Origin of the sequence: Robertmurraya kyonggiensis (assembly GCF_005116465.1) — a bacterium.
Taxonomy (GTDB): Bacteria; Bacillota; Bacilli; order Bacillales; family Cytobacillaceae; genus Robertmurraya; species Robertmurraya kyonggiensis.
In genome coordinates this window covers 268,422-289,702 of record NZ_SWBM01000005.1, presented here as the reverse complement: position 1 = coordinate 289,702, position 21,281 = coordinate 268,422, and the positions used below count along the sequence as shown (strand labels likewise).

Sequence of the window (21,281 nt, the reverse complement as noted above, 5' to 3'; positions counted from 1 at the left end):
ATTAGCGGTAAATTTAAAGAGGATAGCAGGCATACTATCCTCTAAAGCAGCTATATAATCTCTCATTTTCGATTTCCGATCAAAGTATCTAAAAAAATACCCCACTTTTTCAGTGGTCTCGGAGCCTTCATGAAGACACTATTTAAGGAAATCTAACGAATAGTGTCCGTATGGAGCCTTCATGAAGACATTATTTAAGGACATCTAACGAATAGTGTCCGCATGAAACCAGCATAAAGACATTGTTTGTTTGTTTTTATCAAATGTTGTCTTCATAGCCCGTACGGCATCCAGAATTAGGTTCTATAAACAAAAAAAGAAGCTATCCCAAATAGGTCTCTGACCTCTTTAGAATAGCTTCTACAATGATTAGCGTTGAGATTGTTCAATCCACTCTTGTAGCTTATCTTTAAGTGTGTTGAAGCCTTGTGGAGCTTCTTCTTGTTTGTAAGCAACTGCTGCTGCAGCTTGACGCTTACGTGGCTTCTTCGCTGCTGCTTTTGGAGCTTCTGTTTGTGCAGGAGCTTCTTGAGTAGCACGGATAGATAATCCGATTTTACCTGCTGCTTCATCGATAGAAAGCACCTTAACAGATACTTCATCTCCTACTTTTAAATGCTCATTAATATCTTTAACGAAGCCATGTGTAACTTCAGATATATGAACAAGTCCTTGTGTATTTTCATCAATTGCAACAAACGCACCATAAGGTTGGATACCTGTTACTTTCCCAGTAACAACACTTCCTACTTCGATCTTTTCAGTCATGTAAACACTCCTAGTTTTGATATATTTTTTTATACTTTTCCCTACTCTATAAGGCGATAACCATACATTCTTAAGCGGGACTGCCTTTAGAGCTTAACTAAACCTTAGTAAACATGGGTCAGACCACATTTTCTGCCCAAACGATTTCTTTCCGAATACATAAAAATTCTCTAAGGTAAGCTTCCCTTTATACGCAATTTTAAATTATATCACAAGTAGGAGGTTTTGACAAAAGAGAGGAGTGCTAGTTCTTAAATGATTTTCCTTATTTTGTTATTAAATAGATGGGTTGTTGGCCTATTTCTAAGGTAGAACCGTCATGAAAATATAATTTTTTTCCAAATAAAGAATAGACTTGTCCCTTAGATAAAAAATTTATCTCATGAGTTGTACCCACTGACCAAATTACAAATATTTCCTCCTTATTGTCATTAACAAATTTGAGAACATAATCATCCGAACTATTAGTTTGGATTCTTTCACTTAATTGATAATCTGCCAACAAATACGAATAGGCGTTTATCGCTTGGTAAGCAAGCTTTGGATTGCCAGTATCATATTCAATTAATCCAAAATTACTTTCATCGGTTCCATCATTTTCCCATCCGTACCAAATGCTAATCGGAATTTTTTCTAATTGATTAATTAATAACATTCTCACAAGGTATGTCGCTTGTTCTTCCTCACTTAAATGTAAATCGTACCAACCATTTTCTGTAGAATAGCCCCACTCACCTGAAATAATTGGAACATTTTTAGAAGAATATTTTTCCACCAGTTCTCTTAATACATCATATTCATATGCAACGGTTTCAGGTGCCCAAGAACGATACGGATGAACTGATATGGCATCCATATGTTCTAAAGCCCCTAACCTAAAAAGTTCTTCTAGCCATACAAATGATTCTTCTGAAAGTCCCGCAAGAGCTGGTGCGACTATATAGCCACTAGGGTCATTCGCTCTGATGGTTTTAGCCGTTTCTTTCAAAAGTTTGTAATACTCCTCTGGCTTCCACAAGCCGATATTCGGCTCGTTCCAAACTTCCCAAATAATATTTTTATTTTTATATCTTTGAGTTGCTTCATCTACATAACGATCGAAAGCTTTGAAGCCTTTTTCTGTTTGGATGAATGCCCCATCTTCCTCATAAAGTGTATTGCTATAATCGAGGACGTAATACGGCGTGATATTTTCTTTTTCCAGTTCAGAGGTTAGTTCATCATAACCAAATGAATTGAAGTCAAAAACACCTTGTTCTTTTTCAATAGCCGACCAAAACAGATCTGTTCTAACCATATTAATTCCGGCATCACGAATCCTGTCAATATCTGCCTGCTTGCCAGTAAAATGAATATTCACTCCTACTCCTCCAGGAAATGTTGCATTCATTTTCTTTACGTAAGGTATTAGACAAATGCAAAGAAGCATCAAAAATATTCCTACAAGGATAAGACTCCATCTTTTTCTCATATTTCTACGACCTCTTATTCACGAAAAAGTCATACAGATTCTTGCCTTGAAATAGCCAACCAGTTATGCCTACTTCTTTCGCAGCATCCATATCTGAATTCTTATCCCCAATGACAACACTTGCACTTATGTCTATATCAAAATCATGGAAAGCTTGGTGAATCAAACCGGGCTTTGGTTTTCTACATTGGCATTCCCTCTTATATGAACCAATACCATGGGAAGGATGATGAGGACAATAATAAAAAGCATCGATCTGTGTCCTATATCTTAGGAAGAGTTCTTCGTTCATCCACAGATGAAGTTGCTGCACATCTTCTTCCTTATAGAGCCCCCTTGCAACTCCTGATTGATTCGTTATGACAAAAATAGAATAGCCTTCATCCTTTAAAAATTTGATTGTTTTCATCGCACCTGGCATCCATTTAAATTGTTTCTGGTGATATACATATCCCAAATCCTCATTTAACACGCCATCTCGATCAAAGAATACTGCTGGTCTTGACAAAATGTTCACCTATTTCTACTTTTTTCATTGCTTCAAATACATCGTCCACTTGAATCGTCGAGATACACCCATCTTCTAGAACGCATTGATGCTTCTCGAAGCCTAAGCTTAGTAATTGATCACATTTGATATTCGGTGTCAGAATAACAGATTTTTTTGTTACAGGACCCCATCTTTCTGGTGATGTCGGTCCATGCAATGCAACAATATATGCATCCATTACGGCTGCTAGATGCATAACCCCTGTGTTCACAGTAATAATCGCTCCGACTTCCTTTATTACCGCCGCTGTTTCTTCAAGAGAAACCTTCCCCGCGAGTGAGAAGCATTGGAATCCACCTATGAGCTGAACAAAAGCTTCTGCCTGCTCTTTATCCTCTTTTCCACCTGTCAAGATAATCGTATATCCTTCCTCCATTAGTCGTTGGGCTAATTCGAACCATAGCTTTTTGGGCCATTCTTTCTTCATTTTATGAGAGCCTGAGGCAAACATATGAAAAACAACATATTTCCTTTTAGGATTTAACCATTGGCTATTTTCACTACTTACCTTAAACTCAGGGTCTAACGAAAGTAATCGATGTCCAAGTGCTCTAACTAAATTTCTGTAATTTTCTATTTCATGTAATTCATCGATATGTTCAGTTATGCAATCATAAATATAATGGCGATACATTGATTTTCTTTTGAAGCCAACTTTAAAATTCGCCTTAATCACAAAAGAAATAAAAGCATTGAATTTGGCCCACGTTCCAAAATCAAATAATAAATCATATTCGGGAAGTTTCCTCAACAAAAAAAAGCTCCCCAATACATTCGCCATATCAAACTTGATCATATGGTCGACTTGAGGGAGATTTTTTGCCGCTTGGATATTACCTTTTGAACAAACAAGTGTAATAGCGACGTTTGGAAAGAGTAGTTTTAACTCCTTAATAATCGCTGATAACAGAATGGTATCTCCGATTGCTGCAATCATCACAATTACGATATTTTGAGGATTCCTCTGGAGCTCTTTTTTCTTTTTTCTAAACAAACCAAGCATAAATATAAGCGGAATTCCGATATATTTATCCATGAACTTCAGTTTCGAGTTTCCGCGTTCATTCAATTTCGACACCTTCTTTAGCTTAGTTCGTGATTTTTTCAATTATAGTAGTAGTTGAATATCCATCAACAAAAGGAAGTATCTCTACTCTCCCAGCATATTCCTTGCCCAATACAGCTTCAGCTTGATAGTCTCCACCTTTTACAAGAACATCAGGTCGAATTTCAGCAATTAAATTCTCTGGAGTATCTTCGTCAAAAACTATGACTGCATCAATAAACTCAAAAAACGATAGCATTTTCGCACGATCATGCTCATGAACAATCGGTCTACTCGCTCCCTTGAGACGTTTAACCGACTCATCGCTATTAAGTCCAATAATTAATTTATCTCCCATTTTTTTAGCGTTCTGTAAGTAGGTTGCATGACCAATGTGGAGGAGGTCGAAACAGCCATTCGTAAAAATGATTGAATGCCCTTTAGATTTCCATTTATTAATAACTGACTGATACTTTTTACCGAAGTAAATTTTGTTTTTCTCCTCATTGAGAATCTCAAGCTCTTCAATCAAGTCATCACCATGAACGGCGTAAGTGCCCACTTTCCCAACAACAATTCCAGCAGCAATATTAGCGACTCTGACCGCATCATGTATCGGAATTCCAATTCCTATAAGCGCCGCCAAGGTGGAGATAACCGTATCCCCAGCACCGGAAACGTCAAAAACCTCTTTTGCTAAAGTTGGAATATGAAACATTTCCTCTGCTCCAATTAGACTCATCCCCTGCTCAGAACGGGTGATTAATAAATATTCAAGCACATACTTATTTCTAAGCATCGGTCCATACGCATGAATTATTTGATCATGATTAGGAAGGTCCTTTCTTAACAAATCCCCTAGTTCTTTTAAATTAGGAGTAATCATCGTTGCTTCAGCATATTTCCCCCAATCATTCCCTTTCGGATCAATGATAATTGGGATCTTTTTTTTCTTTGCGAAAGCAATTGCAAATTGACAAAGTTCCTTCCGGCAAAATCCTTTTCCGTAATCAGAAATAATGATTGCATCGTATATTTTAGTGTTGACCTTAGCACTAAACCAATCCTCAAACTGTTTCAAGCTTGCGTCCGTGATTTCCTTCTGTTCTTCCTGATCAATCCTTAACACTTGCTGATTGCCACTGATGATACGTGTCTTTGTAGTCGTAAATCGGTCATCCGTGAAAATACCCGATACATCAACACCTTTAAATTCGAGCATTTCAAGTAGTTCATCGCGTCCCTGATCGTTTCCTACTATACCTGCCAAAGATACCTGGCAGCCTAAATGTACGAGATTATTAGCAACATTTGCTGCCCCTCCCAAAGTTTTTGTCTCCTCTTTCATATTAACAACCGGGACAGGGGCTTCCGGTGATATCCTTTTCATATCCCCAAAATAATATTTATCAAGCATCAAGTCGCCAATCACAAGGACTTGGCAACCTTTTATTTTTTCTCGGAAAATCTGGACAACAGATCTAAGATTTTGGCTCATAATCATTTCCCTCATCGATAATTTCACAAATGATATGTCCAATTAAAATATGGGCCTCTTGGATTCGAGCAGTCGTATTGGAAGGAATGACAATACAGTGGTCAGAAATCTCCTTTAACATTCCTCCATCTTTTCCAGTTAAACCGACGGTAATAGCACCAAGTTCTCTTGCCTTAACCATCGCATGAAGAATGTTAGAACTATTACCAGATGTCGTTATGCCTATGACAATATCATTTGGCCGCACTAAAGCCTCAACTTGTCTCGAAAACACTTCATCATACCCATAATCATTTCCCACTGCTGTAAGAATTGAGGTATCTGTCGTTAAGGCGAGCGCAGGTAATCCTTTTCGTTCTTTTACAAATCTGCCCACAAGCTCTGCCGCCAAATGCTGACTGTCTGCCGCACTACCTCCATTCCCCATGAAGAAAATGGTTTGCTTATTTGTAACGGCTTTTTTACATCTTTGGGCGACTAATTCAATATCAGACCTTAATTTTGTTTTTACTAACTCCATAACAATCTGATGCTCAGACATTGCTTTCTCTAAAATATCTAAAACAATTGTCATGTGCTCATCTCCCCTAATTTAATGATAAATAAGCCACTAAGAATGCAAACTAGCGACTTAACCTTTTTATCCTTATGTTTTTATTAACATCTTCTTGGCAAGATTTTTAAGTGAAGCATTAGAACGAAGCATTTTATAACCACTTTTTAATAGCATCGACTTAGGCGAATTGTTGAAAAACTGATATTTATGATTAAAATTTTCCGTGGTTCCCCATTTATGTTTGTACTCCTCGTCTCCCCTAAGGAAGTCTAAAACTTCATATCCTTCTTTACATGCTTCAATAGCAAGCCTGTGAACGAGAAGTTTACCAGGTGAATACTTTTGGAATTTCATATTAATAGAATGGAGATAGAAATATTTTCTCTTTCCATCCCCCATACCAAAATGGACCACAACAATTTCATCATTCACGCTTAAGTATGCTAAATATAATAAGTTATTTTTAAATAAACCCTTCGCAGCTTCAAGCGCGTAGTCTCTTTCTTCCTTATACCGATAACCGCTTGGAGTATTTGTATGCTCCCATCTTTCACAATGTAGTTCAAAAAACTTATTCATAACAGGTTCTATTTCTCGTTCAGAGCTAACTTTTACAAACCTTAGCTCCCCGAGCTTACTTATTTTTCTTTCTTTGTAACGTACTCCTTTTAAAAAATTCGGGTCAAAGGTTTGTTGAAGGTCATTAATATCTCCTCTTATTCTTATAAATGGACACGTTTCTGACCTAAATATTTTCACTAACCCTGAGTAATTATAAAAATGGTTATCTATGAATGATGCAAAATTTGTGTCTTCTGGTACCGATCCCCATTCTAAAATATCCCATTCTTTATCTTGATAGATTTTCTCGAATGCTAATTTTAGAAGTCGATCGGGTGAATATTTTTTCGATAATATCGGTAGCAGATAGTCGGAATTTCCGGTTCCGATTGGTTCAAGCATTCGTATTTCTATTCCTTTTATCCTTTTACTCGATTGATAAAGTGGAAGGATTCCGATCGTTTGACCTTCCTCTACTATTTCCAAAATATAAGGAGTTATTTTCTTTCCTTGATTACTTTTATAATGCCACCAATTACGTAACCAATTTCGGTCTTGAAAGATGGTTGAATCATAAAAATCTGTTCTTAATACTTCCCATTGAGGAAAAATCTCATCAAAAGACTCTGAGTCCTTGCGTATGATCACATCCAACATTGCCACCTCGTCTAATCGATATCTGAAAAAGAACAAAAGCGCAAGCGCCTTGCTCAGCCCCGACTGCTGCTTGCGGACCCAGTGGGTCTGAAGCGACCAATGAAAAATTGAACTTTATTTTTCAAAAGAGGGGCTAGGCGCTGGAGCTAAACGTAGACACTCTTAATAAAAAAAGTTATCCACAAAAGCGAAATCTATAATTTCTTATTAAAATAAAAAAGCCTTTTGCAAGAGAACACAGCAACTTTAAACGGAGTGATTCTCCGATTCTAATACTGTAAGCTCACTAAAAAATATATTCATTTGAAAATCCTGTACTAGGGGCTCTAAACAACTACTTGATATGGGACAATAACGATAAAGTTCTATGTCCGAGTTTTTTAACTCTGCCTTTCTAATCGTTTCCCCTTGTCGATAGTATTTATCAACTCCTTGTGACTTGTGAAAGGACAACATTTTTCTCTTTATTTTTCTCTCATCTTCTGAAATTTCAATCATTTCAACTCCTGTTTTATCTATTGTACTTGATAAAAACTTCACTTTTTCCGTTCCAATTGGCTGAGCAGGATAATATTGGGTGTATTCGAACACATTAAAGTATCCAAGCTTGTGGCAAGTTGACTTGACCGCAAAGCTTGTCATATCATGATCAATATGTCCACCTTCGATACCATGAACATAGACCCTATTAGGGTTCAATTTGTTTATTAGCATGGTAATATCCACAGCCATTTGTTTCATGTATCTTTGCGTGCCTCCATCAGGAAGACCCAGACAATAGATATCTTTCTTTGAAACACCAATTTGAGCTAAAGCCAGAGAACCTTCATGATATCTTAAATTCGCCCTGTTCTTAGCCTTATCTTTTCTCCGATACCAGCTTTCTCCATTTCCAGCTGTCCCATTTGTCACAAAAACAACTTTAATTTTTTCATCCTTCAACCGATGTCGATACAATACTGTCCCTATGCCTAATATGTCATCATCTGGATGTGCTGCAAAGACAAGTACATCCGTTTTATCAAAGTTTATATCCATTTTTCTTCCCAACATTTGATTCGGATATCTGTAAAGTCCCCTATGATACTCGATAACTTTGATGAATTTATCAAAAAAGGTCACCCTGGTCCTGAAATATAAAATAATATTGCTTATCACTCGATCATCGACAAATCGGTTAACTTTGAAGATAAATCTTTTGATTTGACCTGTAATATTCATTACACCATACCACCTAGTTTACACCTCTAAATACCCCATAATATCTTTTACACTCTCCGCCGTAAAAATGGCCCCAACCTGCTCAATGTCTTCCTTCGCTTTAAAGCCAAAACCATATGTTACACCGATAAAATCAATACCAGCTTCCTTGGCACCAATTGCATCAAAAATACTATCTCCGATCAACACAACTCTTGAAAAATCATATTCCTCTATTTCTTTTAAACACAATTGAATAATATCTTTCTTAGAAAGAGTATCCTTTTCATCAATCCCATTGATCGAATCGAAATAATGAAACAACCCAAAATGCTGCAAGATCTCTTTTGCAAATCGATCCATTTTCAGAGTTGCCACCGCCAATTTGAAGCCCTTCTTCTTCAACAATGCAAGCAATTCCTCCATTTTGTAATAATGTTTGGCTTCATATAAACCTTTTTCTTGATACCTTTCCCGGTACATACTGACAGCTATTTCTGCTTCAGACTTTGTTAGTCCACATTCTCTTATAAAAGATTCTAGAATCGGTGGACCAATAAAGCTTTTTTGTTGGTCAGTTGTTAGCTCGGAAATCCCCATCCTCTGTGCCGTATAACTTGCGCCAACCATAATTCCTTCTGAGGTATCGAGTAAGGTTCCATCTAAATCGAAAATAATAGTTGAGTACTTCATGGCTTCATCACTTTTTCCTTAACTGTATCTCGATATACGGTTGATGTAATAAATTGAATTTCCATCTTCTTCTCCATGAAAGAAAGATATTGTCTAATGGCATCATTTATTTTCACCAAATCCTCAGGCTTGGCATTAGTATTTAAATTGGGAGTGAAATAGTTTGTTGACTGATTAATTGTGAATCCATCAAACCCTGCAAAGTATACACTCTTTACTGATAATCTTCTTAAGAGTTTTAATAGCATAAGTGCTGCATTATCTGCAATCATAGGATTCTCATTTAGTAAATCGGAATAATTCACCTGTAGTGTGGTGTATTTATTAGACACGGTAATATTGGAGGTCGTGATGCAAGACATCGCTTCATTTTTCTGATGAAAAGTATCCTCTACCTTTTCAAAGCGCTTTGAGTTACTAATAAACACTGCATCGACACAAAAGAATTGAGGAATAAAGTTTACACTAATCACATAAGGATTTTCATTTCGAATGAAAGCTTGAACTTCTTCTTTCTCATTCTCGATCGATTTCCCAGGTGCAAGGACAAGTAAGTCTCGGTTCTGAACCATTTCTCTTAGTTCCTCAAGAGTATGAAAATCATCAATTAAATTACTTTGATAGTTAATATACAGTTCTTCAAGATGTTCCTTGTCGTACATATCTCTTTTTATTCGAGGAATCATGCTTAAAATGGCACTAATCGATTTAACCGAGAGCGTTTGCTTATTGATTAAATGGTAGGCATAGTTCGGATGGCATCTATAAATGGCTGCAAGAAAGTATGGAATAGAATAACCCCATTTAGCTTCTAGACTGATTCTATTCAAATGTTCATCAATTATTTGTAATAAAGGAATAGTCTCATATCTTGTTTCTATATTCTCATTTATATATTGAGTGATTAACTCCGTACATAAATTACCCGCACCTCTTCCCATGCCAAAAACAGAGGAATCTATAATTATATTTCTTTTAGTAGGCAGTGTTAATAATTCCTGTGCATTTGAAAAAGACAACTGAAGATTGTTATGGGAATGAAATCCAATCGAGATAGAATCATGCAAATTATGATCTAGGAGATGAAACATACGTAGTAAATCGTTCTTATACATAATTCCGAGTGTATCAACTAAATAGAAGGCGTATGGATTAAGCTGATTTACCCGTTGAATTAAATCTAGCAAACTGGCATCTGAGTAACTCGTTGTTCCGACTGGCTGGATAAACACCTTATAGCCCTTGTCAATCAATTGCTTACCATATACTAGTGCTTCATCAATTTCATCTTCATGAAATGTGAGGCGGATCCCATCAATAGAATTGCCATCACATTCAGAAATAAGTTCAATCGGGATATACGGCTGTGCGATCATCCCGACATACATAATATGATGTTCCTTAGGTTCAATAAATTCCCTCATTCTCTCCACACTATTAAATAACGATTTATTATAATCGACCCCTTCTTCATCAAGAAATCCACATTCAATAATGTCGATTTTCGACTCCGTTAGTTTGTGGATAACCTTTTTAATTGTCTCTTCTCCAAAATTCCACCCGTTTATATAGCCACCATCACGGAGAGTACAATCTAATATCATGATTTTATTCATACACAAATTCCCTCCCTTCCAATTTTTCAGACATCAGTAGCCTTACTTTATCCAAATCTTTCGGCGTATCGACAGATATCGTAGTAACATTAGCCTCAAAGAATTTGATTTTTTGCCCATTCTCTAGGAAACGAAATTCATCAATATCTTCAGCTTCCTCAAGAGGACCTCTATTAGCGTAATAACAGAATTCAAGAGCACTTTTTGTAAAGCATTGAACCCCAACGAATTTTTTGTAGACAAAATTATACGTTCCTTTTGGATATGGAATTGGGCTTCTGGCCATATATAATCCATTACCGAAAACATCTGTTGTAACTTTAATTTTCGAAAAATCAACCGCTTCTAATGGATTTTTCAATTCTGTCATGAGATTTGCAACATACAAGCTACTAGGATCAATATCTATGGGGATCATCTGCTCAATAGCACTGGTTTCAATTAACGGTTCATCTCCATTTACGTTAATAAAGAAATCAGCCTCAATTTTGGTTGAAACTTCATACAATCTATCCAAATGGGTTTTATGATCGGTTGACGTCATTATCGATTGAATATTGAGTTGTTCACATACACTTCTAATCCTCGAATCATCCGTCGCAATATAAACCTCATCAATTCCTTGCACCATTTTAGTCTGCTGATGGACCCACCAAAGCATTGGTTTCCCACATATGTCCGCTAAAGGCTTTCCTGGGAATCTAGAAGAATGATAACGTGCCGGTATAATACCTACAATTTTCAAATTTGATAACTCCTTTGCTTTTTATTCCAAATTTCTCGATATTCGATGTTTAAAACTTCTTCAAGCTGAATTCGTTTAAAAACTTCCAGCTTGCCACCTCTAGTAGCGTTTCTAATTAATACACCCTCGTCTTCTGCAAAATTTTTGGCCGACAAAAAACCTAAGAAAGATTTCTCTAAATTAGGTAGTTTCAATCCTATATTGTGATCATTTGAAAAATAGTCCTTAACACCTTCTTGGATGATGATGTTTCCTTCATTATCAATTGTCTGGGCATAATTGAAATCGACCCCTAGAAGATAGATTTCCTTAAAGCCCATATAGACAGCCAGTTGAATGGCAGCATACGTAACCGAGTAACCTTCATAGACTTCCTTACTAGCATTCTTGCTAAATCGAGGTAGTTGCGTGGAAAATTCCTCAGAATTCAAATAAAAATACACTGCGTCATCGATATTAAAATCATGTAACCACTTTATATTAATAGGGAAAAATTTATTTTTGGCCTCTACTTTCTTCGCTTGTTCTTCGATCTCCTTGAGTAAAACAAAATCCTGCCCTAAGTAATATGTTGGACGCCATTCAGTCCCGGAAAAGATATTGTAAATTCTATGGGCCGCAAAGGTAACTTCATTCTTAAGCAAATCTAAATCCTCCACATTCAAGCTTGGACCGTTGCCAATAATAAAACATCTTTCTTCATGATGAATGTTTTGGAAAGTCTTAAGCCTTGTACAGTCATTTGATCGATAATAGAATTCTAATCTTATTTTCCTACTAATCAACACTAAGAAATGATAGAATTTTTTAAAAATAGGGATCGACTTAAATACTTCTCTTATATTCACCTTTACTTTGATCCTTTCTAAATAATTTCGTTATAAGCATCTCCTTAATACCACGTAAGTCATGTCTATTTAGCGTGATAAGAACGCTTGTAATGTAACCAATGAGTGCACAGGCGCAGGAAATTGCAACTAAATCTGTCCACTGATTGATATGGACGATCCCTTTAATACAATAAAAAAGAAATACCAATAAACTCATTGCACCGAGATTACGAATGATTAAACCATAGAAAGTACTCCACTTTCTTCCTAAGCATAAAGCTGGGTATATAGGAGTAAAAATGGAGTTTCGAATCACACTCAAACTAGTACTTGAGATTGCGATTCCGAGCAAACCAAGATTTGTAAAATTGATCAAAAGAAACACGAGAGGAACATTGATTATTCCAGTTACAAACAGCATAATGGATGGCACTTTGACTTTGTTTAAAATCGTGTTCACATTAAATAACACATTAATAGAGCCATTTATAAGATAGGGACCCATCATGATGATCGATAACAAGTGTAAGTAATCTGCATCTTCACTCGGCACCCATAATCGATAAAACACATCACCAAAAACGATAAAGCCCGAAATCGGAACGCTGATTAAGATGCCTAGTACTTTACTTGAAAATTTAATTTCACTTACTAACCCATTCACATCATTTTTGGCGAATCTTGCAGCTAAAGGTGGTACAAATACACTAACAAGCATTCCTATCAATGAGGCAATAAAGATTGGCACAGTCTGGGCAATCGAATACTCTCCAGCCTTAGCCGCACCAAAGAAAATATTCGCTATTAAGAGATCGAGACCAGTTAGTAAAATAACGCTTAAATGATTAAATGAGCCCCAGACCCCAGAACTTAACAGCTCTTTAACAACAGTTTTGTTAAAATATGAAAAGGAAAGATGAATTTTTGGTAATAAGCGCTTCGTGTAGTAAATTGCAATAATACTTCCAATCACACTTACACTAAAACTAACAATCCCTACATATATGATGGAGGGAGCAAACAGTGCAAATAAAGCAATAAACAAAACTGCTCTCAAGCCACTTTGAATAATTTTTTGATAAGAGTCCAAATCGATTCTATTCATCGAAATGGGAGCAACACTGAAGACAGAACCTAAAACCGATATCAAGAAAGTAAGAAAGATAAAAATAAAGAGGGTTTTAACCTCGCCTTCTAAGCCAACTGGGATATCCAAGAAGCTTTCGATGAAAAATACAATGAGACAAAGTGGAATGAATAGTAAGCAAATCATGATGATATTGGAAAAAAAAACTGAATTAAAATAAATATTTGCTTTGGCAAAATCCTTTTTCATCACTTCTAGCATAATAAATCTTGCAGCCATGGAGTTTAAGGCTATTACCAATAGATTAATATAAGCTACAAAATTATTAGCCAATGGATAAAATCCGAATGCCTCTTTTCCTATATGTTTTATTAAAAAAGGAGTAAGCAAGAAGCTTACACCAATACCGATAGAAAATGACATAATATTTGCTAATAAATTGACACTAAGTTGCTTTTTATTCTTCATAAAGTTTTCCTTCTAACTATAAGAGATTTATTCCCTTTTCCGGTTATTTAAACACATAAGAAAAAGAACTCGCATCTTCAAACCAGTCCGCGTTCTCTTTATACCAATCAATCGTTCTTTTAATTCCCTCTTCAAATGTATAAAGTGGTCTCCAACCTAATTCATTCGTTATTTTGAAATTGTCTATTGCATATCTTCTGTCATGCCCTAATCGATCCTGCACATAGCATAGTAGATCCTCACTTTTTTCAAGATAGCTAAGAATCAGTTTGACTAATTCCACATTTATTTTTTCGTTATTCCCACCAATATTGTAGACCTCCCCCAATTTCCCCTTGTGTAAAATCATATCTATGGCTCGACAATGATCAAGTACATATAGCCAATCTCTTATTTGTCTACCATCCCCATAGATCGGAATAGCTTTTTCCATCATGGCATTTTTAATGGTCAATGGAATCAGTTTTTCCGGATGCTGATATGGTCCGTAATTATTTGAACATCTTGTAATATTAATAGGTAAGCCATACGTTTCAAAATAAGCTCTTACCATAAAATCAGCAGCCGCCTTTGATGCGGAATAAGGACTATTAGGAGCTAGACTTGTTCTCTCTGTAAAATATCCATCTTTGCCCAATGTTCCATACACTTCATCCGTTGAAATTTGGATAAATCTAACCCCATCCATAAAAGCAGCGACTTCAGTTTTCCAATTATCTTTCGATACTTCCAACAATATTTGAGTCCCAAAAACATTCGTTCTCAAGAAAATTTCCGGGTCTTCAATACTTCTATCTACATGTGATTGGGCTGCAAAGTTAATAACGCTATTAATCTTGTATTTTTCAAATAACTCTTCTACTAAACCTCTGTCACAAATGTCCCCTTTTACAAAATGATATCGTTGATGTGTTTCAATATCTTTCAAATTTTCCAGATTACCGGCATAGGTTAAAGCATCAATATTAATGATCCTGTAATCATATCTAGCCAGCATATATTTAATGAAATTTGAACCGATAAATCCTGCTCCTCCGGTAACTAAAATATTCATTTTCGTATTTCACCCCCACAACTAATAAGAATAGAGCAATGGCATAGAATTTTTACTATTAGCAATTTCCATTAAATATTTTCCATAGTTTGTTTTCATTAATGGAAATGCTAAATCCTGTAGCTGCTGTCTTGAAATATATCCTCTGCGAAAGGCGATTTCTTCAATGCAGGCGATATATAATCCCTGGCGCTTTTGAACTGCTTCAACAAAATTACATGCTTCCAGCCACGATTCGTTCGTTCCTGTATCAAGCCATGCTAAGCCTCTTCCTAACAGTTCGACTTTAAGCTCTCTTCTAGCGATATATTGTTCTATGACGGATGTTATTTCCAGTTCACCTCTAGTAGAAGGGGTTACCTTCTTTGCTATTTCTACCACTTGATAATCAAAGAAATATAGCCCAGGTACAGCATACGACGATTTTGGCTCCTCTGGTTTTTCTTCAATAGAGATCGCATTATCATGCTCATCCACTTCAACAACACCATAGGCCCTCGGATCTTTTACAAAACAACCAAAAATAATGCCTCCTTTTATTAAAGAGGCAGCTTCTTGTACTTTATTTCCGAAATCAGTTCCGTAAAAGATATTATCCCCCAAAATTAAAGCAACAGGTGAATGATCAATAAATTTTTCTCCAATGATAAATGCTTCCGCCAATCCATTGGGATGGTTTTGAATAGCATATTCAATGCTAATTCCAAGGTGTTTTCCATCTCCTAATAGGTTCTTAAAGACCTCAACATCTCTTGGGGTCGAAATTAATAAAATTTCCCTAATTCCCGCGAGCATTAATACAGACAAAGGATAGTAAATCATCGGTTTATCATAGATCGGTAAAATTTGTTTTGAAACAGCCTTTGTAAGAGGATATAGTCGAGTACCAGAGCCACCTGCCATAATAATCCCTTTCAATCTCTCACCCACTTTTGAGAATTTTTCTCGTCCACTTACTGAACAACCTTCGAATAAAAGCTCTTTAAAATTTCACAGATTCTAATGACGTCCTCTTTTTCTAGACCTCCATAAAAAGGCATAGAAAGAGTTTCCGAAACCGTTTTATAAGCCTGTGGTAAATTTTTCTTATGTGCCGATGATAAATGGCTATACCATGCAAAATCACTACATAGGGGTGTAAAATATCTTCTCGTAAACACATTATAGTTTTTGAATTCTTCGTGCACCCAATCTCTAGAGCGACCAAATTCATTTTCATTTATCTCAATAACAAAATACTGATAACTACTACTTTCTTTGTGATGCATTGTAACAATACGTATGCCTGGAACTTCATCGAGTTCATTTTCATACGTACGTCGTATATGGTCCCTTTTTGTTCTTTCTTCATCTATAATCTTTAATACTTCGAGTCCAACACTAGCTTGAATCTCGTTCATCTTTGCGTTTAGTCCAGAGAATTTTACTTCCTCTGGGCTCACTAAACCAAAGTTTTTAAGACTATTCACCTTTTCTATCAAAGCAGGATCATTGAAGATCAGTGCGCCTCCTTCAATCGTATTGAATAGTTTCGTTGCATGAAAACTTAACATCGTCATATCGCCATAACGACTGATCGGCTTATTATTTATTTTTGTTCCAAATGCATGAGCACCGTCATAAATCACCTTCAGATGATATTTTTCCGCTATCTCCTGTATTTTCACAACGTTGCACGGATTTCCAAATACATGGACAGCTAGAATAGCACTAGTTTTATCCGTAATTAATGATTCAATTTTATAGGCATCAATATTCCAACTATCTTTTTCAATATCACAAAATATCGGTGTTAGCCCATTCCAATCAAGAGCCTGAACTGTAGCAGGAAAGGTAAAAGGCGTTGTAATTACTTCCCCTGTTAACTCTAAAGTTTTTATTCCAAGTACCAAAGCTAAAGTACCATTATTAAAAAGCGAAATTTCATCAATCTCTAAATAGTTCTTTAATGCTTCTTCTAATTGTCGATGCTGCTCTCCGTTATTTGTTACCCATTTCTTTTCCCAGACTTCTCTTAATCTAACATGTAAATTCTGAATATCTGGAAGTAGGGGACTTGTAACATGAATTGGCTGTTTTAAAGCTGGAATCGCACGTGACACCACACTAGTCTCATGCATATTTATCAACTCTTTTCCCTTCAAAAATAGGTTTTATTTTATGGTAACTAACCATACATAATCGCAGTAATCCTGCTTTATATAAGAATAGCTTTAGCAATAATTCATAATCGATTGGACGATTATATTTGATGAATTCCTGAATTGTGATTGGCTTTAAATTTTTCTCAAAGGTTTCTCTTAATTTATCTGACTCTTTTAAAACTTCAGAACAAGCACCAAACTCAGTTAAAAAGCAGCCACTCGTATAGATAAAATATTCTTTTCTATATTTACCGAATAGATTCTCTTCTTCCAATACATCCTTTACCCTATGAATTGCCTCAATAAAGCTGGTTACATTTTTTTCATTTTTTGAAAAGGAAAATGAGGTATGATGCTGGACGTAATGATAAAAAGTTTGATTAATGTACTTACATTTTTTTATTTTTGTTAATATTTTGAAAATAGTAGGTATATCTCCATAGCTAATATCAGGGTATTCGATTTGGAAATCCTGAAATAGACTCCGTTTCATTAATTTATTCCACGAATAAGCTTCTACAAGCTCTTTCTTATTTAAGAAAAACTCGCGTATGATTTCGCTACTAGTAAATATTTTGTTATCAAAATCTACGTGATCATGGTGATTTATGAAATTCCCCTTCACGTCCACTCTATCCCAATTGCACAAAACGACATCTAAATCATGAAAGGTAGCTTCATAGTATAATGTCTCTAACATTTTGGGTTCAATGTAGTCATCCGCGTCAACAAATGCGATATAGTTTCCAGTAGCAACACTCAATGCACGATTCACAGCATTCGAGTAACCACCGTTTTCTTGATCAATCACGACGATATCGGAATGAGAATTTTCATAATTTCTTAAAATATCAAGACTTCCATCTATTGAACCATCATTGACAGTGATAATTTCACAATCACTTAATGTTTGATTTAGAACACTATCAAGACATTTATTTAGGAATTTCTCGTTATTATAAACTGGGATAATAACACTCACCTTAACGTCATTCATTACTTATTACCACCCACTTTTTCTTCATTTTCCATCTGATACAAGAAACTATTATTAAAGAGTTGGAATTAAGATGGAGTTTCTTCTAAAATTGTTCGAAATAAATACTCATATTCTGGAATAATTTTTTGAAGTGAAAAATCATTTGCCCTTAATATTCTTTCATGTTTATTTTGTTCCGAGTCACTCATTATCGTTTCATGTATTCTATTTCCTAATGCCTTATAATCATCTTGAGGAGACAAGAGACCATATTTTCCATCCTCAAGGATCTCCGCAGGACCACTTTGACAATTCGTTGACACAACTGGAATTCCTGCTGCCAAAGCTTCAGCCACAACTAAGGAAAAGCCTTCGTATCTGGAGCTTAATACAAAGACATTTGCTGTACGTAAATATTTGTATGGGTTATTCACGAATCCCTTTAGCCTTACGCTTTTCTGTACTTGAAGTTCAGCAATTAAGGTTTCTAGAGATGCTCTTTGGTCACCTTCTCCTAATATGATCAACTGATTAGGTATCTTCTGATCTAGCAAATATTTATGGGCTTTAATAAGGTTGTCAAATCCCTTGGCGGCCGTCAGCCTCCCAATACCTAAAATAATAGGTTCATTGACTTCTTCAAGGTCATGTTGCTCCAAGAACAAATGACTTATTTCTTCTATACGAATCGGATTGTAAATACGCTTAACACGTACCTGAAGATTGGGAAACATTTCTTCAAATGACTTTTTCGCCCCATCGGAAACAGCAATGACAACTTTTAACCTTTTGTACAATTTCCGAGTAAGATAGCGATGAATTGGAGCATTTATTTTCGGATATTGTTTCACATCGATATGCACCCAACCAATCGCAGGTTTCTTCGTCAAGACCGAAACAATAGATGCCAAGTATGTTGGAGTCATCTCTAATGTACCAATGATTAAATCAGATTGTTTTGCAGCCTTTAGAACTGTTCTAATTACTTTGAAAAAGTGAAAATAACTCTTCTCCCTTTCTCTTAATACTGGAATCACCTTGATATCTTTCGGAACAGTTGAGACTAATTCTCCGAAATAGTTGACGACCAATATAGTCGGTTCAAAGAGACTTTTATCAAGGTGTTTGATTACATCGAGCGTTACCCTCTCCGCCCCTCCACCCTGAAGACTTTGCATAATAAACAACAATTTTTTTCTCACCAGTGGAAGACACCTCGTTTCATCTTTTCTTAATATTTCTAATCGTTAGGAAGACGACTGTAATTGCGGTCATGAGAAACCCTTCTCCTAATCGATCCATTTTCTTTATATAGCTGTCCCCAAATCGATTCGAAAAATAGCTTGTATTCGTTAATAGATAGGGATTCTCTTTCCAATCAGCAAAATAATGATAGATTAGCTCTCTTGTAGTTTTCATTTTTTTGTAAAAACCCACAAAGTTTAATTTGTAGTACTTTAACTGCCGATACATATTGGGCCATAGCAAAATTTTGACGTACTGATAACAAAGCCCCTCTGCGTTTTTCGAAAAAGCACCATTTCTTTTGTAAAATGTATAGGTATCTTCTAACACATCATAAATATCATTAATCCTAGGAGAAATAGTCGTTAAAATACTACCTTGTCTATTTTTACGATATTTGTATATAGGTTTGTTAATGTACACGTAATCTTCAATAAAGGAAAGGAGCTTATAAGTCGTTCCCACATCTTCATAAATCTTCCCCTTGGGAAATTCCACCTTATCAAATAATTTTGTTTTATAAACTTTATTCCATGCGCTTGGTTGTACGGTCCATAAGTACTCAGGAATTTCGATCCCTTTTACAATATTCGTATAATCATCATCCCCTACATCCATCCAATCAAAAATAACCATGTCAGGTTCGCTTTTTAACGCATTAAAAATCTCTGAAAAATAATTTTCCGCAATATAATCATCACTGTCGAGGAAGGTCACATAGGAGTATTTAACAAATTTCAGACCGAAATTCCTCGCATCTGATAAACCACCATTCTCTTTCAATGCATACAAAAACAGTTCATACTGTGCAGCGAAGCTCTGAGCTATTTTTCCTGACTCATCTTTGGATCCATCATCGACAAGAATAACTTGAACATTTGTGAACGTACCAAGACTTTCTACAATCGAGGTTAAACATTGAGTAATATATTTTTCCACATTATAAATTGGAATGACTACACTTAATCCATCCATCATCAAATTCTCCTAACCATGCTCTAAATAAAAAAGTTATACGGAACAATGCCATGAACATTGATCGATAACCTCAATGTGTAATACAAAATCCAAAAAGCAATGATGAGAAAAACAAAAAACTGCTCGAATATTTTTTTCCTATTTATTAGGAGATGTATTAAGTAAGCATAAAAATAAATGTTAAAGCTAGAAAAGTAGATTTGTAGTCGATCTACCGCTTCCACTCCAGCAAGAGCATAGAGACAAAGATTAATAATGACAGCGTTCGTGCTAAAAATATATAATTTTTCATTTAGGTTTAACTTTCTATTAAACTTGGGTATATAAAGAGAGACTACAACGAATATCATTTGCACGATCACCGGAATTAACTGCAACAATCCTTTTTCCTTATTCACGCCAAAAAAGTTATAACCGCTTGAATATTTCTCTCCATAGGACCCTGAAATGGCGATCATTAGCTCTCCTATTTGATTTTTAAAACCTGGAATAAAATATAGAACGATCGTAATCAGAAAAAGTGGAATCACTAGCTTCGAACTATATTTTTTCTTCGGCATAAAAAAGAGGATAAATAAAAAAATAGCACTATTATGAAACCATAGAGCTAATAAAAGAATAAAAACATATTTGAGTTTATCGATTTTTTTACCAGAAGTGAGAAAATGGACAAAGCAAAATACAATCGAAACAGCTAATAATTGACGTATTTGATTAAAGGCATTGTAATAAATGTGCATAATGACAAATAATAAGATACTAATTACATAGTTCGGGGTATTCTTCTTAATTCCATAAAACATGAACAGAAGAAATAATGAATAGACAAGAATAGAAAAGACATAAAAATTATCATATTTTACTGCTAAATCATATAAAAAACTAATTCCCGGCTCTAGAAGTTCACGATAATTTTCTTGAACAAAAAAACCATAATACATAGGGTAATCGACGCCAACTTCCATCCCCTTAAAGGCAACTAAGACAAGGAGAAGGATAAACCATATCAGGAGGACCCATTTGCTTCGGGAAACAAATATTTCATTTCCCCCGCCAGAGGTATGCTTAATTATCGTAATTCTCGAAAGGAAAAAGCAGTAAAATATAGTAACGAGTAGAATAAAATAAATAAGCAT

At 35.5% G+C, this 21,281-nt stretch carries 20 protein-coding genes; all 20 read right to left on the bottom strand.

What is annotated here, in order from left to right; genetic code table 11:
* Positions 1–369 precede the first annotated feature (369 nt).
* Complete coding sequence (gene yugI, locus FA727_RS19035) at positions 370–768, bottom strand: S1 domain-containing post-transcriptional regulator GSP13 (RefSeq protein WP_136833114.1); 399 nt, start codon at positions 766–768, stop codon at positions 370–372.
* Between the two features lie 265 nt (positions 769–1,033).
* Entirely contained in the window at positions 1,034–2,128 is a 1,095-nt protein-coding gene (locus FA727_RS19030; protein ID WP_246041964.1) for a cellulase family glycosylhydrolase, read from the bottom strand.
* Between the two features lie 115 nt (positions 2,129–2,243).
* The gene (locus FA727_RS19025; RefSeq protein WP_136833112.1) at positions 2,244–2,747 is read right to left on the bottom strand and encodes a D-glycero-alpha-D-manno-heptose-1,7-bisphosphate 7-phosphatase; all 504 of its coding nucleotides are present in this window, start codon (positions 2,745–2,747) and stop codon (positions 2,244–2,246) included.
* Entirely contained in the window at positions 2,722–3,867 is a 1,146-nt protein-coding gene (locus FA727_RS19020) for a glycosyltransferase family 9 protein (RefSeq protein WP_246041963.1), read from the bottom strand. The genes FA727_RS19025 and FA727_RS19020 overlap by 26 nt, the downstream gene beginning before the upstream one ends.
* A gap of 10 nt (positions 3,868–3,877) precedes the next feature.
* The gene (rfaE1, locus tag FA727_RS19015) at positions 3,878–5,332 is read right to left on the bottom strand and encodes a D-glycero-beta-D-manno-heptose-7-phosphate kinase (protein WP_136833111.1); all 1,455 of its coding nucleotides are present in this window, start codon (positions 5,330–5,332) and stop codon (positions 3,878–3,880) included.
* Positions 5,316–5,906 (bottom strand): D-sedoheptulose 7-phosphate isomerase, encoded by a 591-nt coding sequence (locus FA727_RS19010; protein WP_136833110.1) that lies wholly within the window; start codon positions 5,904–5,906, stop codon positions 5,316–5,318. Before FA727_RS19010 ends, rfaE1 begins: the two co-directional genes overlap by 17 nt.
* Before the next feature lie 72 nt (positions 5,907–5,978).
* Complete coding sequence (locus FA727_RS19005) at positions 5,979–7,097, bottom strand: GNAT family N-acetyltransferase (RefSeq protein ID WP_246041970.1); 1,119 nt, start codon at positions 7,095–7,097, stop codon at positions 5,979–5,981.
* Positions 7,098–7,352: 255 nt separating this feature from the next.
* A complete protein-coding gene (locus FA727_RS19000; protein WP_136833108.1) occupies positions 7,353–8,327 on the bottom strand; it encodes a PIG-L deacetylase family protein in 975 nt (324 codons plus the stop codon).
* An 18-nt stretch (positions 8,328–8,345) separates the two neighbouring features.
* On the bottom strand, positions 8,346–8,999 hold the full coding sequence (locus tag FA727_RS18995; protein ID WP_136833107.1) for an HAD hydrolase-like protein: 654 nt from the start codon (positions 8,997–8,999) through the stop codon (positions 8,346–8,348).
* On the bottom strand, positions 8,996–10,615 hold the full coding sequence (locus FA727_RS18990; protein ID WP_136833106.1) for an aldolase catalytic domain-containing protein: 1,620 nt from the start codon (positions 10,613–10,615) through the stop codon (positions 8,996–8,998). Before FA727_RS18990 ends, FA727_RS18995 begins: the two co-directional genes overlap by 4 nt.
* Positions 10,608–11,360 (bottom strand): 3-deoxy-manno-octulosonate cytidylyltransferase, encoded by a 753-nt coding sequence (locus tag FA727_RS18985; RefSeq protein WP_136833105.1) that lies wholly within the window; start codon positions 11,358–11,360, stop codon positions 10,608–10,610. The genes FA727_RS18990 and FA727_RS18985 overlap by 8 nt, the downstream gene beginning before the upstream one ends.
* Complete coding sequence (locus FA727_RS18980; protein WP_246041969.1) at positions 11,357–12,148, bottom strand: 6-hydroxymethylpterin diphosphokinase MptE-like protein; 792 nt, start codon at positions 12,146–12,148, stop codon at positions 11,357–11,359. The genes FA727_RS18985 and FA727_RS18980 overlap by 4 nt, the downstream gene beginning before the upstream one ends.
* 37 nt (positions 12,149–12,185) lie before the next feature.
* On the bottom strand, positions 12,186–13,745 hold the full coding sequence (locus FA727_RS18975; protein ID WP_136833103.1) for an oligosaccharide flippase family protein: 1,560 nt from the start codon (positions 13,743–13,745) through the stop codon (positions 12,186–12,188).
* A 43-nt stretch (positions 13,746–13,788) separates the two neighbouring features.
* Complete coding sequence (gene rfbB / locus FA727_RS18970) at positions 13,789–14,799, bottom strand: dTDP-glucose 4,6-dehydratase (RefSeq protein ID WP_136833102.1); 1,011 nt, start codon at positions 14,797–14,799, stop codon at positions 13,789–13,791.
* A gap of 21 nt (positions 14,800–14,820) precedes the next feature.
* Positions 14,821–15,717: a glucose-1-phosphate thymidylyltransferase RfbA gene (gene rfbA / locus FA727_RS18965; RefSeq protein WP_136833101.1), complete on the bottom strand. Its 897-nt coding sequence runs from the start codon at positions 15,715–15,717 to the stop codon at positions 14,821–14,823.
* A gap of 35 nt (positions 15,718–15,752) precedes the next feature.
* Positions 15,753–16,919, bottom strand: a complete 1,167-nt coding sequence (locus FA727_RS18960; protein ID WP_136833100.1) for a DegT/DnrJ/EryC1/StrS family aminotransferase — start codon at positions 16,917–16,919, stop codon at positions 15,753–15,755.
* Positions 16,912–17,940, bottom strand: coding sequence for a glycosyltransferase (locus FA727_RS18955; protein ID WP_136833099.1), 1,029 nt, complete (start codon positions 17,938–17,940; stop codon positions 16,912–16,914). The genes FA727_RS18960 and FA727_RS18955 overlap by 8 nt, the downstream gene beginning before the upstream one ends.
* Positions 17,941–18,008: 68 nt before the next feature.
* Positions 18,009–19,100, bottom strand: coding sequence for a glycosyltransferase (locus tag FA727_RS18950; protein WP_158318914.1), 1,092 nt, complete (start codon positions 19,098–19,100; stop codon positions 18,009–18,011).
* Between the two features lie 43 nt (positions 19,101–19,143).
* Positions 19,144–20,142, bottom strand: a complete 999-nt coding sequence (locus FA727_RS18945) for a glycosyltransferase family 2 protein (RefSeq protein WP_136833129.1) — start codon at positions 20,140–20,142, stop codon at positions 19,144–19,146.
* A 23-nt stretch (positions 20,143–20,165) separates the two neighbouring features.
* The gene (locus tag FA727_RS18940) at positions 20,166–21,281 is read right to left on the bottom strand and encodes an EpsG family protein (protein WP_136833097.1); all 1,116 of its coding nucleotides are present in this window, start codon (positions 21,279–21,281) and stop codon (positions 20,166–20,168) included.

Excerpts from the sequence above, each read along its gene's own strand:
- FA727_RS18940 (WP_136833097.1), bottom strand. The coding sequence starts at position 21,281 with ATGCTTATTTATTTTATTCTACTCGTTACTATATTTTACTGCTTTTTC.
- FA727_RS18955 (WP_136833099.1), bottom strand. The coding sequence starts at position 17,940 with ATGAATGACGTTAAGGTGAGTGTTATTATCCCAGTTTATAATAACGAG.
- rfbB (WP_136833102.1), bottom strand. The coding sequence starts at position 14,799 with ATGAATATTTTAGTTACCGGAGGAGCAGGATTTATCGGTTCAAATTTC.
- yugI (WP_136833114.1), bottom strand. The coding sequence starts at position 768 with ATGACTGAAAAGATCGAAGTAGGAAGTGTTGTTACTGGGAAAGTAACA.
- FA727_RS18990 (WP_136833106.1), bottom strand. The coding sequence starts at position 10,615 with ATGAATAAAATCATGATATTAGATTGTACTCTCCGTGATGGTGGCTAT.
- FA727_RS18945 (WP_136833129.1), bottom strand. The coding sequence starts at position 20,142 with ATGGATGGATTAAGTGTAGTCATTCCAATTTATAATGTGGAAAAATAT.
- FA727_RS18960 (WP_136833100.1), bottom strand. The coding sequence starts at position 16,919 with ATGCATGAGACTAGTGTGGTGTCACGTGCGATTCCAGCTTTAAAACAG.
- FA727_RS18995 (WP_136833107.1), bottom strand. The coding sequence starts at position 8,999 with ATGAAGTACTCAACTATTATTTTCGATTTAGATGGAACCTTACTCGAT.
- FA727_RS19000 (WP_136833108.1), bottom strand. The coding sequence starts at position 8,327 with ATGAATATTACAGGTCAAATCAAAAGATTTATCTTCAAAGTTAACCGA.
- FA727_RS19010 (WP_136833110.1), bottom strand. The coding sequence starts at position 5,906 with ATGACAATTGTTTTAGATATTTTAGAGAAAGCAATGTCTGAGCATCAG.
- FA727_RS18950 (WP_158318914.1), bottom strand. The coding sequence starts at position 19,100 with ATGCAAAGTCTTCAGGGTGGAGGGGCGGAGAGGGTAACGCTCGATGTA.
- rfaE1 (WP_136833111.1), bottom strand. The coding sequence starts at position 5,332 with ATGAGCCAAAATCTTAGATCTGTTGTCCAGATTTTCCGAGAAAAAATA.
- FA727_RS18975 (WP_136833103.1), bottom strand. The coding sequence starts at position 13,745 with ATGAAGAATAAAAAGCAACTTAGTGTCAATTTATTAGCAAATATTATG.